Raw genomic sequence first — 14,081 nt, 5'->3', positions numbered from 1 at the left:
GCACCGCACGCGGCGGTTGCTTCGCGGTGCGGGTCACCCCGCGCCGAATACCTCTTCGTCCATCTCTGCGTAGGCCTCCTCGTTGGCGTCCGCGTACGAGTTCCAGGTCTCGGCGTCCCAGACCTCGATCCGGTCCAGCGCGCCGATCACGACGATCTCCCGCTGCAGCCCCGCGTAGTTGCGGAGATGCTCGGGAACCGTGATCCGACCCTGGCTGTCCGGGGTGGAGGACTCCGCGCCGGAGGCGAACATGCGCTGGACCGAGCGCACCTTCGCCAGGCTCGTCGACCCCGCGATCAACTTGTCGGCGGTCGCCTGGTAGGCGGCCGGGGTGAAGATCGCCAGGCAGCGGTCAGGCTGCCGGGTGATGACCAGGCCCCCGGTCAGCTCCTCTCGGAACTTCGCGGGCAGGAAGAAGCGGCCCTTGTCGTCGAGCTTCGGGGTGTGGGTGCCCAGGAACACCGGGGACCCCCCTTCGACTCGTCCTCCACTTAGCGCCACTGTACTCCACTTTCCTCCACCGAGGCACCCCTCATCACCCCTGTTCTTGCCAGCACCGCCCGGTAGGGTTGCTGCAACCGACGACGAGGGGGGACCGTGGAGCGCAGCGCGGGCAGCGAGGTCGACGACCTGCGCGCCGTCGCCGAGGACATCCGCGCCGGCGTCGAGACGGTGATCGAAGGAAAGCCCGAGGCCGTCGACCTGGCGCTGGTGGCGCTGTTCTCGTCGGGGCACCTGCTGATCGAGGACGTGCCGGGCGTCGGGAAGACGATGCTGGCGAAGGCGCTGGCCCGCTCGATCGACGGCACCGCCCAGCGCATCCAGTTCACCCCGGACCTGTTGCCCAGCGACATCACCGGCGTCTCGATCTTCAACGGCGAGCGGCGCGAGTTCGAGTTCAAGCCGGGCGGCGTCTTCGCCAACGTGGTGATCGGCGACGAGATCAACCGGGCCTCACCCAAGACCCAGTCGGCCCTGCTCGAGGCGATGGAGGAGCGCCAGGTCACCGTCGACGGCGTCACCCACCCGCTGCCCGACCCCTTCCTGGTGGTCGCCACCCAGAACCCCATCGAGATGGAGGGCACCTACCCGCTTCCCGAGGCGCAGCGCGACCGGTTCACCCTGCGGATCTCGATGGGCTATCCGGTGCGCGCGGCCGAGGTGGCGATGCTCGACCACCACGGCGCCGGCGACCCGCTCGCCGAGCTGCGCCCCGTCACCGACGTCGCGACGGTCGCCGCGCTCACCGCCTCGGCCCGCTCGATCTATGCGCACCGGGCGATCAAGGACTACCTGGTGGCCGTGCTCGAGGCCACCCGGCGCAGCCCCGACGTCCGGCTCGGCGCATCGCCGCGGGCCGGCCTGCAACTGCTCCGCGCTTGTCAGGCCAGAGCAGTGCTCGAGGGGAGGCACTACGTGATCCCCGACGACATCCAGGCCCTGGCGGTGCCGGCCCTGGCGCACCGCATCCTGCTCAGCCCCGCCGCGCAGCTCGCTCGTCGCGGGGCGGACGAGGTGGTGCGGGCGGCGGTCGACAGCGTCGCCATCCCGGACCGGGACTGACCCGGTGCCTGGCAGGGGCCGGCGATGCTCCGGCTGACGTCCCGGGGACTTGGCCTGGCGACGGTCGCGGTCGCGCTGCTGATCGTGGCCGGCACCACCGGGCTGCAGGCGCTGGCCTGGCCCGGCGGCCTGCTGCTCGGACTGGTCGTCGCCGGCGCCGTCGTGGCCTGGCTGTCCGGGCGCCGCCCAGCGGCCCACCGCCGGCTGCTGCCCGAACGGGTCCCCGCCGGCTCGCAGGTGCGGGTGCAACTCGACCTGCTCCGCGACAGCGTCGGGCTGGGGGCGTGGAGTGTGGTGGAGGAGACCGTGCCGGCCCACCTCGACGGCAGCGCCGTGCTGGCCGTGCCCTCGGGCTGGGGGCGGCTGCACAGCAGGCACTTCTACCAGCTCGACACCGTGGTCCGCGGGCGCTACCGGGTCGGCCCGATCCACTGGCGCACCACCGACCCGCTCGGCCTCGCCGGCGTCCACCGTCGGTTGCCGCACAGCGACCTGCTCACCGTGACCCCCGCGATCCACCCGCTGGACGAACGGCTGCGTGGCTCCGGGGCGGGCCTGACCGGCGACGCCGCCCACCGCCGCAGCAGCCTGCTCGGCGCGGACGACGCCCTGATCCGCGAGTACCGGCCGCGCGACGAGGTGCGGCGCATCCACTGGCCCTCCACCGCCCACACCGGCACGCTGATGGTGCGTCGTGAGGAGCACGCCTGGGAGCCCAGCGCGCTGGTGCTGCTGGACAACCGCAGCGCTGCGCACACCGGCGTCGGTCCGGCCGCCAGCTTCGAGTGGGCGGTGTCGGCGGCGGCGTCCATCGGCGTGCACCTGCTGGAGGCCGGCTACGACCTCGATCTCGCCGACGCCGACGGTCACACCCTGGCCGCCGAGGGCGACACCGTGCGCGAGGCACTGCTCGATCACCTGACCGACAGCCGGCTGACCGGCGGCGACGGCCTGGAACGCTCGGGGGCGACCGGCTCGCGGGCCCGGGGCCAGCTGCTGGTGGCGATCCTCGGCCGGCTCTCCCGGGCGGACGCAGTGGCCCTGACCGACCTGCGGCCCGAGGGGCGGCTGTGCCGGGCGATCGTGCTGCACCCGGCCGATCCCGGCGAGTCCGACCCGGCCGAGATCCTGATCGCCAACGGCTGGCGGGTCGTCGGCGATGCGCTGTCGCTGCGCATCCCCGAGGCCTGGTCCGCCCTGGACGGTGAGCCGCTGTGAGGGACACCGACCGGATGGGGCTGGCGGTGATGCTGGCGACCGCGCTGACACTGACCGGCCTCGGGCCGATCACCGAGGACGGCCGGCTGTTCTCCGACTCGCTGCTGCTGATCGCCGTCGTCGGCGGGGCCGGCATCATCGCCCGGCGGGTCGCCGGTGCGGGCGTGGCGGCCCGGCTGCTCCAGGCCGGCGCCGGCTTGGCCGCGCTGACGGTGCTCGGTGCGGCGTCCGGGGTCAGCGGCCCGGGCCAGTTGCCCGGCCTGGTCCAGGACGCGCTGCGCTGGACGGTGCTGTCCAGTGCGCCGATGGGGCCCAACACCGGCGTCCGGCTGATCGCGGTGGCTGCGATCGGGGTGCTCGCCTTCCTGGCCGACCAGCTCGCCGTCGGCTACGGCCATCCGGCCTGGACGCTGCTGCCGCTGGCCGTGCCCTACCTCGTCACCGCGCTGGCCCTGCCCGCCCTGGTGACCTTCTGGCCGCTGCTGTGGCTGGCCGTCGGTTACGTCGGAGTGCTGCTCGCCGAGGCGGCCAACCGCAACCGCGCGCTGCGCTTCCAGGCCGCCGACGGCTCACGCTGGAGCCTGCTGCTGGGCGGCGGCGCCATGCTGCTGTCGGGCCTGCTGGTCGCCGGCCTGGCCGGCGTCTTCACCCCCGGGCTGGACGCCGGGCGCGGCGCACCGTTCAGCGGTCAGGGCCCGGTCGAGATGGGCGACCCGAGCCTCGACCTGCGGCGCAACCTGCAGATGCCCGTGGACCGGCCCGTGCTCGACTACACCACCAGCACCGGCACCGGGGTGTACCTGCGGCTCACCTCGCTGCCCGCCTTCGACGCCACTGGCTTCCACCTCAACGCGATCGACCTGTTCGAGGGCAACCTGCCGGCGCCCCAGGGAGCGCCGGCCGACAGCCCGCGGTACTCGATCGACGTGACGGTCGGCGACTTCAACAGCGAGTGGCTGCCGCTGCCCTACGCGCCGGCCTCGTTCACGGCGTCCGGTCAGTGGCGGCACGACCCGCAGTCGCTGAGTGTGCTGGCGGCGGGGGCCGGCCAGAAGCAGGCCACGAACGCGCTGCGCTACCAGGCGACGGTGATCGACACCACGCCGAGCGGTGAGCGGGTGCGGGCCGCTGCCGCGGGCTATCCGGTCGACGGGTCCACCACCGCGGCCGTCCCCGACGACCTGCCGCAGCGGATCCGTGAGCTGGCGCAGAACATCACCGCCGACGCCGCCACCGACGGGCAGAAGGCGCTGCTGATTCAGCAGTGGCTGCGCTCGTCGCGGTTCAGCTACAGCACCGAGCCGGCGCCGGGCTCGGGCTACGAGGCGCTCACCCGGTTCCTGTTCGACGACCGCACCGGCTATTGCGAGCAGTTCGCCACCTCGATGGCGGTGCTGGCCCGCGCGGTCGGCATCCCGGCCCGGGTCGCGGTGGGGTTCCTGCCGGGCGATCGGGTCGGGGACGGCTGGGAGGTGTCGATCCGCGACATGCATGCCTGGCCGGAGCTGTACTTCGGCACCCTGGGCTGGGTCGCCTTCGAGCCGACGCCGGGGGTGGCCACGCCACCGTCCTACACGTTGCCGGTCTCCGAGGAGGCACCGACGCCCAGCGCCAGCGCGACCCCGTCGCCCTCGGCGCAGACCGAGGAGCCGACCGCTGAGCCCACCTCCAACGTCGACGAGCCCGAGCCCGAGGCGGTGGCGGCCGACCTGACCTGGCTGGGCTGGACGGCGGCGGGGCTGCTGGTCACGCTCGCCGCCGGGGTCACCCCGGCGCTGCTGCGCCGGCTGCGACGGACCCGCCGACTTGTGGTGCGACAGCCGCGGCAGGCGGTCGCCGCGGCCTGGGAGGAGGTGCGCGACACGGTCTGGGACGCCGGGGCGGAGTGGCCGCAGGGGTCGCCTCGGCAGATCGGCACCCGGGTGGCCGACGACCTGGGCCCGGACGCGGCGGCGGCGATGGGCCGGGTGGCGGTGCTGGTGGAACGCGCGCGGTACGCGGAGTCGCTGGGCGACGTCGGGCAACTGGGCGCCGACGTCGAGCGGGTGCGGGCGGGCATCGAGGCGGTTCGCCGGCCACCGTGGTGGCGACGGCTGTTCCCGCGGTCGCTGTGGCGGGGGTTGTGGTGGAAGGGCTGAACCGGTGTCGCGGGGGGTTACTGGCCCTCGTCCTGACGACGGCGCCAGCGCTCTTCCATCTTGTCCATGAAGGCCTTTTCGCCTTGCGGTGAACGCACTGAGGGCTTGGACGCCGCGGCGTCGCCGACGTGACGCCACGAGGTGATCGCGACGACGCTGGCGGCCAGCATGATGACGAATCCGACGATGCTGAGGGCGGGGCTCACCTGCATGCCTCCGACGAGGCAGGCGATGCCGATCAGGAAACCGACTCCGGCGATGGCGGCTCGACGACGGTGCAACCGCCGGGTTGTGGTGCCACGCAGAGTACTGGCCAGCTTGGGATCCTCAGCTGCCAGTGCCTCCTCCATCTGGGTCAGGAGTCGCTGTTCCTCCTCGGAAAGAGCCATGCCACCCTCCCTTCGTTATCAACGGGGCGCACAAGGCTGGAGCGCGAACCAAGTCTAGGCGGGCGACAGACCAAACGGAACAGATCGGCGAAGTCACCGTCGAGGGTTGCCGGGCAAGGGCCGTTACCGGGCGGCAACGGGACGCGGATCAGGGCCGGCGCGGGGCGTAGCCGTGCCTGGTCAGCACCGCGCGCTCGAGGCAGTGCGGACCGAACTTGCGGCGGACGGCGTCCACCGCCAGCTCGGCCTCGCGCCAACCGCGGTCGGGGGCGTCCAGGGTGGGCTGGCAGTAGGCCTGGTCGGCGTCCACCAGGCCCTCGACCCTGATGCCGACCCGGCGGATGCGTGGCCGCTCCAGCCCGAACCTGGCGTACAGCCTCATCGCCTGGGCGTGCAGTTCGTCGGTGCCGTCGGTGGGGCTGGCCAGGGTCAGCGACTTCGACACGGTGCGGAAGTCGGCGAACCGCAGGGTCAGGGTGACCACCCGGCCGAGCACCCCGGACTGGCGCATCCGGGAGGCGACCGTGCCGGCCACCCGGAGCAACTCGGCGCGGACCAGCGCCGGGTCATCGGTGTCGCGCGAGAAGGTCTCCTGGCAGCCCACCCCGCGCTCCCCCGGCCGGGCCACCACCCGGCGGGCGTCCCGGCCCCAGGCGAGTTCGGACAACAGCGCCCCCTGATGCGGCCCGAAGGCCCGCTGCAGGGTGCCGGCCGGGGTGTGCGCCAGCTCTGCGACCGAGCTGATGCCGAGCCGATGCAGCTTGCCGGCGGTGGCTTCGCCGACCCCCCAGATGGCCTCGACCGGCAACGGGTGCAAAAACGAGGTGACGTCGCCGGGCAGCACCTCGACCAGGCCGTCCGGCTTGGCCTGCCCGGAGGCGATCTTGGCGACGAACTTGGTCGGCCCGATGCCCACCGAGCAGGTGATGCCCTGCTCGTCGGCCACCACGGCCCGCAGGTACTCGCCCAGCTCGCGGGCCGTGCCGTAGCTGCGCAGGCTGCCGGTGACATCGAGGTAGGCCTCGTCGATCGAGGCGCTCTCGACGTGCGAGGTGACCGACTCGAACACCGCGACGATGCCGGCCGACACCTCGCCGTAGGTGTCGAAGTCGGCGGGCACGGCGACCGCGTGCGGGCACAGTCGCCGCGCCCGCGCCGACGGCATGCCTCCGGCGATGCCGAAGGCCCGGGCCTCGTAGTTGGCGCTCAGCACCACCCCGCGATCGGCGCCGCCGACGAACATCGGGGTGCCGACCAGTTCCGGACGCCGGCGCAGCTCGACCGAAGCGTAGAAGGCGTCCATGTCGATGTGCATGATCACCCGGGGGGTCGTCATCGGCCGGAACTCCCCGGGCTGGTGTGCCACAGCTTGCGCGAGGTGATGTTCTCCCCCGCCGGCTTGACGTCGGCGTAGGGCGACTGCTGGAAGCCGCTGGCGTGCACCAGCACCCGGCGGCGTCCGTCGGCGTCGCCCACGCCGAAGCCGTCGGGCACCTCGGCCATCGCCTCGCGGACGCGGCCCAGGGCGGCGTCGGTCTCGCCGGTCTCGGCCAGGGCCTGGCTGTACAGGCTGTGCAGCACGGTCAGGTCCCAGGCACCGGTGGCCCGCACCGACACCCCCCGCGGCCCGGTGCGCCGCAGTTCGCCACGGACCAGCAGCAGCCAGGAGTTGAACACGGTGGCCGCGTAGGGCCCCTGGGCGTCCTCGAAGAAGGTGGCGTCGGCCGGGCCGGTGGAGTCGTCGACGGTGAGGAAAACCACCCGGCGGCCGGACCGCACCGGCGGGGTCTGGGTGGCCACCTTCACCCCGGCGATCAGCACCTCGCCGTGGCTGCGCCGGCTGAGCAGGTCGGCGGCGAAGGTGACGCCGAGGGCGTCCAGGAACGGCAGGTGGTCGGTGAGCAGGTGCCGGCTGGCGTCCAGGCCGATGATCTCCAACTCGGCACTGAGCCGTTCGGCGTCGCTCAGCTCGGCCAGACCGGTCGGCGCCACGTCGGCCGGGGTGCGCCGGTCGGGGTGCAGTCGGTCGGGGTGCACCTGGTCGAGCTCGTCGGGACCCGCCTCGTCCGGCTCGCCGAAATCGAGCGGCAGCTGGATCTCCTGCGGGGCGACCGGCCTGGCGCCCTGCGCCTGCCGTCTGGCCCGCTCCAGCGGATCGTCCCCGGCCTCGACGCGACGGGCCGGCTTGAGCCCGCGGGCCCGGCCGTGCGCCCGGGCGTGGGCACGGTCGGCCCGCTCCAGGTCGGCGACCGCCAGCAGCAGGTCGCGGCGGGTGACGGCCCCGCGACGGCGCACCGCGCCGGGCGCCTCGATGCCGTACAGCGCGTCGAAGGCGCCGGCCAGCGCCAGCCGTTCGGTGATGTCGGACGGATTGCCGGTGCGCCGCCAGAAATCCGACAGCGAATGGTACGGACGTCCCGCCACGATCCGGGCGATCTCGGCGGCGGTGATCCCCTTCACGTCGGCCAGGGACAGCCGGATGCCGTAGCCGCGACCGTCCGGCAGGCCGTCGCCGGGGGTGAGCCGGTGAGAGGTCCTGTTCCCCGGCGAGAACGAACCGTGCGTCTGAGGCGGCGGATCCGCCGCGGCGCCGGACGCAACCGGGAAGAGCTCGGTCAGCTTCTCGACCCGGTACGCCTCGTCGCTGACGTTCACGTCGAGCCCGAGGATCGCGATGCCGCACCGCCGCGCCTCTTCCAGGATCAGCCGCTTGGGGTACATGCCCGGGTCGTGGGTGAGCACCCCGGCCAGGAAGTGCGCCGGGTAGTGCCGCTTCAGCCAGGCCGACTGGTAGGTGGGCAGCGCGAACGCCGCTGCGTGCGCCTTGCAGAAGCCGAACGAGGCGAACGACTCGAGCACGAACCACACCTTCTCGGCGACCGTCCGGTCGTACCCGCGGCCGAGCACGGTGGGCATGAACCAGCGCTTCACGTCGGCCTGGGTGTCCGGACGCCCCAGCGCCCGCCGGGCCTCGTCGCCCTGGGCGAGGGTGCAGCCGGTCATGATCGCGATGATCTGGATGACCTGCTCGTGGAACACCACCACCCCGCCGGTCTCGGCCAGCGCCGGCACCAGGTCGGGGTGCAGGTAGCGCGGCCGACTCCAGCCCTGCCGGGTCTCGAGGAAGGGAACCACCATCTCGGACTTCACCGGCCCGGGCCGGAACAGCGAGATGTCGATGATGATGTCGGAGAAGTCGCTCGGGCCGAACTTGCCGACCAGTTCACGCTGGCCGGGCGACTCGATCTGGAAGCAGCCCAGGGTGACCGACTTGCCGATCATGTCGTAGGTGTCGGGGTCGTCGTAGGGGGCGAGGACGTCGACGTCGACCTCGGTGCCCTCGACCCGGCGGATCTCCTCGATCGCGTGCGCCATCGCCGACTGCATCCGGATGCCCAGCACGTCGAGCTTGAGCAGACCGAGATCTTCGACGTCGTCCTTGTCGAACTGGCTCATCGGAAAGCCGCCGAAGCTGGCCTCGACCGGGGTGCGGTCGAGCAGGGTGGTGTCGGACAGCAGCACCCCGCACGGGTGCAGCGCCACGTGCCGGGGCAGCCCGTCCAACGATTCGACCAGTTGGAACAGCACCTCGAGCCGGCGCTCGCCCAGCCCGGCGGCGCGCAGCTCGGGCAGGTCGCGCAGGGCGGCCCGGGCGTCCGCGGCCCGGATGTGCGGGAACGCCTTGGCGATCGCGTCGATCTCGCGCGGCGGCAGGCTGAGCGCCGCGCCGACGTCGCGGATCGCGTGCCGGACGCGGTAGGTCTCCATCATCGCCACGCACGCCACCCGGTCACCGCCGAACACGTCGAGGATCGCGTCGTAGATCTCGGTGCGGCGGGCCGATTCGACGTCGATGTCGATGTCGGGCAGCACCTGCCGCAGCGGCGACAGGAAGCGTTCCATCAGCAGCCCGTAGCGGATCGGGTCGACGCCCGAGATGCCGAGCAGGTAGTTGACCAGCGACCCGGCGCCGGAGCCGCGGGCGGCGCAGCGGATGCCGAGCCGGCCGATCATCGCCACCACCTCGGCGACGGTGAGGAAGTAGGTGGCGAAGCCGAGGGCCTCGATCACCGCCAGTTCGTCGGCCAGCCGGGCCTCGACCGCGGGGGTGGAGGTGCCGTAGCGGGCCGCGACGCCGGCCTCGCAGCGCAGCTTCAGCGCGGTCATCGCGTCCGGCGCCGATCCGCGGACGTCGAGCACGTCGAACTCGGGCAGGTGGATCTCGCCCAGCCCGATGTCGGCGCGCGGGTCGAGCCTGGCCCGGGTGGCGAGCAGCCGGGTGTCGCCGATCAGCCGCTCGGCGTCGCGGCGTCCGGCCAGGGCGGCGACCTGCTCGGCGGCGGCCAACAGTTCCTTGCCGCTCTTCAGGTAGCCCTCGGCGTTGCGCCGGTCGACGTTGCGGGCGTCCAGCGGGACCAGCCGGCGCGAGGCGTCCAGCACGTCGACGGTGGGTGCCAGGTGCTTGCCGGTCATCCGGACGCCGTTGGCGAGCACGCCGGTCAGGCCGTGGGCGTCGGCGAAGGCCAGCATCCGGCCGGCCAGCGCGGCCGAGCCGACGCCGCGGCCGGCGACGTGCTGGTTGGTGACCGCGACGGCGAGCCGGTGCCGGTCGACGGCGTCCAGCCAGCGGTGCAGGCTGCGCTCGGCGCCGTCGTTGTCGTCGGCGGCCAGCGCCCGGCCCAGGTCGGAGTCGTCGCCCAGCATCACCACCAGGTCGTCGTGGCCGGCGATCGCCTCGGGGGTGCAGCGCGGCCTGCCCCGCTCGCCGGCCAGGTGCACCTGCGAGGTGAGCCGGCACAGCGACGCCCAGCCGCGCCGCGAGGTGGCCAGGCTGACCGCCCGGGAACCGTCGGCCATGCTGTGGTCGACGCCGATCACCGGTGCGATACCGGTGCGCAGGCAGGCGCGGGCGAACTTCACCGCACCGTAGAGGCCGTCGCGGTCGGTGAGCGCCAGGGTGTCCATCTCGGCGTCGGCGGCGGCGTCGACCAGGGCGGACGGCTGCGAGGCGCCGTAGCGCAGCGAATAGCCGGACGCCACTCGCAGGTGCACGAACGGGTCGCTCATGATGCGACCGTGCCGGTCGTGCCGGTCGTGCCCCGGGCCAGCCGGCGGGCCACCCGGTCGCGGAAGATGCCGGCGTCGCGGACCAGGTCGTCGGCCTCGCGGGCGCTGACCAGCGCACCCTCACCGGCCTGGACGGCCCGCCGCTTCAGCGCCGACGAGGCGAAGAAGCCGGCCCATTCGGCGTACTCGGGGGCGACCTCGGCGAGCACCTGCCAGACGTCGCGGGGGCGGGTCGAGCCGCGTCCGGACGCCCGGCAGGCCAGCACCACCGCCGCCACCCGCAGCGCGGCCAGGTGGGCCAGCAGGAAGCGCTGGGCGGGCTGCTCGGCCAGCTCGGCCTCGGCCAGCGCCGCCGCGGCGGCGGTCAGTTCGGCGGGCATCAGTCGACCGCCGCCCGCAGCCGCCACGACCCGCTGCCCCACGACCGGGCCAGCTCGTACACCCCGGGAACACCCAGCCTGCCGTCGGCGGCCACCACCCGCCAGACCTCCTGCTCGCCGAGCAGGTCGTCGTCGGCCTCGGCGCCGGGGGTGTCGTCGCCACGAGCCGCCCGCACCTGGGCGGAGTTCCACCAGGCGGCCGTCTCGACCCAACGGGTCTGCAACTCGGTCACCTTCCACACCTTGTGCCGCCACAGGAAAACCGCCGGTCCCTCGTCGTCGCCGACCAGGCCCTGCCGGACCTCGATCGTCTCGTCATACCTGCGCACGCTGTGACCCCCGGTTTCGCCTTCGGACCTGCCAGGGAATGGACGACCCCGGTGCGGACGGGGGTCGAGATCCGTCCGCACCGGGGAGCTGTGAGCCCTTCCCCGACTCATATATCGAACATCTGTTCGACGTGTTCCCAGGATAACCCCCGATCCCGGCAACACGTCAACCCTGTCGCGGGCCACTGACAGTTTTCGTCCGGGACGCGGCCCCGGGCCTGGCGCTCAGGGCTCCCGGGGGCGAGCCGGGCGGCGCAGTACCGCATGATCCAGGCGGGCTCTGGCACGCTTGCCCGCATGGAAGTGCTTCCGCTGGCGTTCACCAGCGGCTGGGCGAGCGGCATCAACGCGTGGGCGACGGTGCTGGTGCTCGGCCTGCTCGGCCGCTTCGCCGGCATGGACGGCGTACCGGTCGGTTTCCAGCGCACCGACGTGCTGATCGTGATGGGCGTGCTGGCCGCCGTCGAGCTGGTCGCCGACAAGATCCCCTACCTGGATTCGGCGTGGGACACGGTCTCGACGGTGATCCGGCCGATCGCCGGGGCCACCATCGGCGCGCTGATCGCCGGCCAGAGCGGCGACCTGCCGACCATCGCGCTGGCGTCGGTGGGCGGCATCACCGCGCTGCTGTCCCACCTGGCCAAGGCGGGGCTGCGGCTGGCGGTCAACACCTCCCCCGAGCCTGTCACCAACGTGGCCGCCTCGACCGCCGAGGACGTCACGCTGGTCGGCGTGCTGGCGCTCGCCGCGGCGTTCCCGGTGGCCGCCGCGGTGATAGCCGGCGTCCTGCTGCTGAGCGCGCTGGGATTGGCGGCCTTCCTGTTCAGCCGGGTGCGGCGCGGCTGGCGCGCCTTCCGGGACCGGCGGACGCGGCAGGCGTCCGGATGAGCGTCATCGCCGTGGTGGGCGGTTCGCTGCCCGGCATGGCGGCCGCCGCCCGGCTGGCCAAACAGCGGCACCGGGTGCTGCTGTTCGAGGCCCGCGACCAACTCGGCGGGCGCTGGGCGGACCCGGGCGCGCTGCCGCCGGTGCTCACCCTTCCGGCGCCGTGGCGCGACCTGTTCCGCAAGTCCGGACGCCCCTTCGACGCCGAGCTGGCCCGCACCGGTCACGCGCTCGTGCCGGCCCCGCCTGCCACCCACCACTTCCCCGACGGCTCGACCCTCGTGCTACCGACGGATCGTGGCGAGCAGTGGGCGGCGCTCGGCGAGGCCTGGGGTGTGCCGGCCGCGACCCGCTGGCGTGACCTGCTCGACGACCTGGACGGGCGCTGGCAGCTGCTGCGCCGGCTCGGTCTGGAGGACGAGTTCACCGACGAGGCGCTCACCGCGGCCCGCCGCCGGCGGCTGGGACTCAACCGGAGCGTCGAGGCGCTGGCCCGCGACGCCGGCCACCCCCAGGCGGCGGCGCTGGTCCGCTCGACCGCCTGGCGGATCGGCTCCGACCCGGCCCGCACCCCGGGTTTCGTCGCCGTACGCCTCGCCCTGGAACGCACGTTCGGGCGCTGGCAGCTGACCCGGGACGGCGTGCCGGTGCCGGCGTCCGGCCTGATCGATCTGCTCGCGGAGCGGCTGGACCTGCGCGGCGTCGAGGTGCGGCTGGGCGAGCCGGTGACGGCCATCGAATCCGGCCTCGTGCGCACCGCCGAGGGCGAGACCGCGGTCGACGCGATCGTGGCGACGATCAACCCCTGGGAGTACCGGCGGCTCACCGGCTCGACCGAACCCCTGTTCAACCGCCCCAGGCCCGCGCTGGCCCCACGGGTCAGCACCGGCACCGAGGACAGTGTGCGTCCGGACATTGAGTTCGATGTCCGGACTCACACTGTCCTTGAGACCGTTCGGCACACCGCCGCCGGAGTCCGGGTCGAGTACCGCCTACCCGGTCGCCTGATCACCCACGACCACGCCGCCGGCGTCCCGGACGCGTCGTACGGCACCCGCTGGAGCTCGCCGCGGACATGGCTGCGGCAACCCGCGTTGCGCACCGCCCTGCCGAACGTGGTGACGGCCAGCGCCTCCAGCCGGGGCGGTAACGACCCGTGGGCGCAACTGCTGTCGGCGGCGCTGGCCGTCTACGTCACCCACGAGAACCTCACCGGATCCGACATCAGACCCACCAACAAGGCGGTCCGGCCGTGACGCAATCACAGGGCATCCGCATCGAACGGCGCCACGATCCGGCGGGGGTCGACCGTGTCCTGCGCTCGCTGCCGGCCTGGTTCGGCATCGAGGAGGCGATCCGCAGCTACGTCGACCAGTCGGCGACGCTGGACTCGTTCCTGGCCGTGGTCGATGGACTGACCATCGGGGTCGCCCTGGTGGACAGGCACTTCCCCGAGTCCGCGGAGCTCAGTTTGATCGCGGTTCACGCAGATCACCGAGCCGCGGGCATCGGCCGGTCACTGGTCACGGCCGTGGCGGACCACCTGCGCGCCGACGAATGCCGACTTCTTGAGGTGCACACCGTGGGGCCGTCCTTCCCGGACGCCGGCTACGCCGCCACGCGTGCCTTCTACAGGGCGGTCGGGTTCCTGCCGATGCACGAGTTCGACGGGCTGGACTGGGAAGGCCCGACGCTCATCCTGGTCAGGGCCCTGACTACAGGATGATCAGCACCAGCAGCAGGATCGCGACCGCGATGCCGGTGCCGAGCCCGGCGGCCAGCATGATCGCGCCACGGTTGCCCGGGCCCTTGGCCGGCACCAGCTCGCCGGGGGCACTGGTGCCGGTGACGATGGTGGCGGGCACGGCGAAGGTGTCCTTGCCGGGCAGCCTGGCGGCCACCTCGGCCACCTCACCCAGCGTGGACGCCGCGAACACCCGGTCGAGCATCTCCCGGTAGTCGTCGGTCTCCAGCTCGCCCCGGGCGAACGACTCGTTCAGGCGTCCGGCCAGTTCCTCGCGTTCGGTGTCGCCGAGCGGCTCCAACGGCCGGGAGCGGTACTTCGACGAGATCGGCAGGTTGTCCACCCCCCCAGGTTAGTGGGGCCCGACC

The 14,081-nt window shown here is 73.2% G+C and carries 13 protein-coding genes; 6 read left to right on the top strand and 7 right to left on the bottom strand.

The window, feature by feature from the left end:
- Positions 1-33 precede the first annotated feature (33 nt).
- Positions 34-462 carry a division/cell wall cluster transcriptional repressor MraZ gene (gene mraZ, locus OIE40_RS03785; RefSeq protein ID WP_264700221.1) on the bottom strand — a complete coding sequence of 143 codons (429 nt, stop codon included), beginning with the start codon at positions 460-462 and terminating at the stop codon, positions 34-36.
- A gap of 168 nt (positions 463-630) precedes the next feature.
- On the opposite strand from mraZ, the gene OIE40_RS03780 reads away from it, so the two are divergent.
- From OIE40_RS03780 to OIE40_RS03770, 3 genes are read left to right on the top strand one after another with little or no spacing between them, the layout of a single operon-like run.
- Positions 631-1,563: an AAA family ATPase gene (locus OIE40_RS03780; protein WP_413774462.1), complete on the top strand. Its 933-nt coding sequence runs from the start codon at positions 631-633 to the stop codon at positions 1,561-1,563.
- A gap of 24 nt (positions 1,564-1,587) precedes the next feature.
- Positions 1,588-2,781 carry a DUF58 domain-containing protein gene (locus OIE40_RS03775; protein ID WP_264700218.1) on the top strand — a complete coding sequence of 398 codons (1,194 nt, stop codon included), beginning with the start codon at positions 1,588-1,590 and terminating at the stop codon, positions 2,779-2,781.
- A complete protein-coding gene (locus tag OIE40_RS03770) occupies positions 2,778-4,919 on the top strand; it encodes a transglutaminase TgpA family protein (protein WP_264700216.1) in 2,142 nt (713 codons plus the stop codon). The genes OIE40_RS03775 and OIE40_RS03770 overlap by 4 nt, the downstream gene beginning before the upstream one ends.
- Positions 4,920-4,936: 17 nt before the next feature.
- Here OIE40_RS03770 and OIE40_RS03765 read toward each other — a convergent pair whose 3' ends face one another.
- From OIE40_RS03765 to OIE40_RS03745, 5 genes are all read right to left on the bottom strand, one after another.
- Positions 4,937-5,308 (bottom strand): DUF3040 domain-containing protein, encoded by a 372-nt coding sequence (locus OIE40_RS03765; protein WP_264700214.1) that lies wholly within the window; start codon positions 5,306-5,308, stop codon positions 4,937-4,939.
- 148 nt (positions 5,309-5,456) lie between these two features.
- Positions 5,457-6,644, bottom strand: coding sequence for a DNA polymerase IV (gene dinB, locus OIE40_RS03760; RefSeq protein WP_264700212.1), 1,188 nt, complete (start codon positions 6,642-6,644; stop codon positions 5,457-5,459).
- Complete coding sequence (locus OIE40_RS03755; RefSeq protein ID WP_264700210.1) at positions 6,641-10,375, bottom strand: DNA polymerase III subunit alpha; 3,735 nt, start codon at positions 10,373-10,375, stop codon at positions 6,641-6,643. Before OIE40_RS03755 ends, dinB begins: the two co-directional genes overlap by 4 nt.
- Positions 10,372-10,755 (bottom strand): SAV_6107 family HEPN domain-containing protein, encoded by a 384-nt coding sequence (locus tag OIE40_RS03750; protein ID WP_264700208.1) that lies wholly within the window; start codon positions 10,753-10,755, stop codon positions 10,372-10,374. Before OIE40_RS03750 ends, OIE40_RS03755 begins: the two co-directional genes overlap by 4 nt.
- Positions 10,755-11,084 carry a DUF6504 family protein gene (locus OIE40_RS03745; RefSeq protein WP_264700206.1) on the bottom strand — a complete coding sequence of 110 codons (330 nt, stop codon included), beginning with the start codon at positions 11,082-11,084 and terminating at the stop codon, positions 10,755-10,757. The genes OIE40_RS03750 and OIE40_RS03745 overlap by 1 nt, the downstream gene beginning before the upstream one ends.
- Before the next feature lie 297 nt (positions 11,085-11,381).
- On the opposite strand from OIE40_RS03745, the gene OIE40_RS03740 reads away from it, so the two are divergent.
- From OIE40_RS03740 to OIE40_RS03730, 3 genes are read left to right on the top strand one after another with little or no spacing between them, the layout of a single operon-like run.
- Positions 11,382-11,972 carry a DUF4126 domain-containing protein gene (locus OIE40_RS03740; RefSeq protein WP_264700204.1) on the top strand — a complete coding sequence of 197 codons (591 nt, stop codon included), beginning with the start codon at positions 11,382-11,384 and terminating at the stop codon, positions 11,970-11,972.
- The gene (locus OIE40_RS03735) at positions 11,969-13,225 is read left to right on the top strand and encodes a phytoene desaturase family protein (protein WP_264700202.1); all 1,257 of its coding nucleotides are present in this window, start codon (positions 11,969-11,971) and stop codon (positions 13,223-13,225) included. Before OIE40_RS03740 ends, OIE40_RS03735 begins: the two co-directional genes overlap by 4 nt.
- Positions 13,222-13,695, top strand: a complete 474-nt coding sequence (locus tag OIE40_RS03730) for a GNAT family N-acetyltransferase (RefSeq protein ID WP_264700201.1) — start codon at positions 13,222-13,224, stop codon at positions 13,693-13,695. The genes OIE40_RS03735 and OIE40_RS03730 overlap by 4 nt, the downstream gene beginning before the upstream one ends.
- Here the strand turns inward: OIE40_RS03730 and OIE40_RS03725 are convergent.
- Complete coding sequence (locus OIE40_RS03725; RefSeq protein WP_264700199.1) at positions 13,685-14,056, bottom strand: DUF1707 SHOCT-like domain-containing protein; 372 nt, start codon at positions 14,054-14,056, stop codon at positions 13,685-13,687. The two genes, OIE40_RS03730 and OIE40_RS03725, sit on opposite strands and share 11 nt — an antisense overlap.
- Between the last annotated feature and the right edge of the window lie 25 nt (positions 14,057-14,081).

The organism is Micropruina sonneratiae (assembly GCF_025972045.1).
GTDB classification, from domain to species: domain Bacteria; phylum Actinomycetota; class Actinomycetes; order Propionibacteriales; family Propionibacteriaceae; genus Micropruina; species Micropruina sonneratiae.
Note: the sequence above shows the minus strand (reverse complement) of the source record. Positions and strands in the feature narration are given on the sequence as shown.

Excerpts from the sequence above, each read along its gene's own strand:
- OIE40_RS03775 (WP_264700218.1), top strand. The coding sequence starts at position 1,588 with ATGCTCCGGCTGACGTCCCGGGGACTTGGCCTGGCGACGGTCGCGGTC.
- OIE40_RS03740 (WP_264700204.1), top strand. The coding sequence starts at position 11,382 with ATGGAAGTGCTTCCGCTGGCGTTCACCAGCGGCTGGGCGAGCGGCATC.
- OIE40_RS03755 (WP_264700210.1), bottom strand. The coding sequence starts at position 10,375 with ATGAGCGACCCGTTCGTGCACCTGCGAGTGGCGTCCGGCTATTCGCTG.
- OIE40_RS03735 (WP_264700202.1), top strand. The coding sequence starts at position 11,969 with ATGAGCGTCATCGCCGTGGTGGGCGGTTCGCTGCCCGGCATGGCGGCC.
- OIE40_RS03765 (WP_264700214.1), bottom strand. The coding sequence starts at position 5,308 with ATGGCTCTTTCCGAGGAGGAACAGCGACTCCTGACCCAGATGGAGGAG.
- OIE40_RS03750 (WP_264700208.1), bottom strand. The coding sequence starts at position 10,755 with ATGCCCGCCGAACTGACCGCCGCCGCGGCGGCGCTGGCCGAGGCCGAG.
- dinB (WP_264700212.1), bottom strand. The coding sequence starts at position 6,644 with ATGACGACCCCCCGGGTGATCATGCACATCGACATGGACGCCTTCTAC.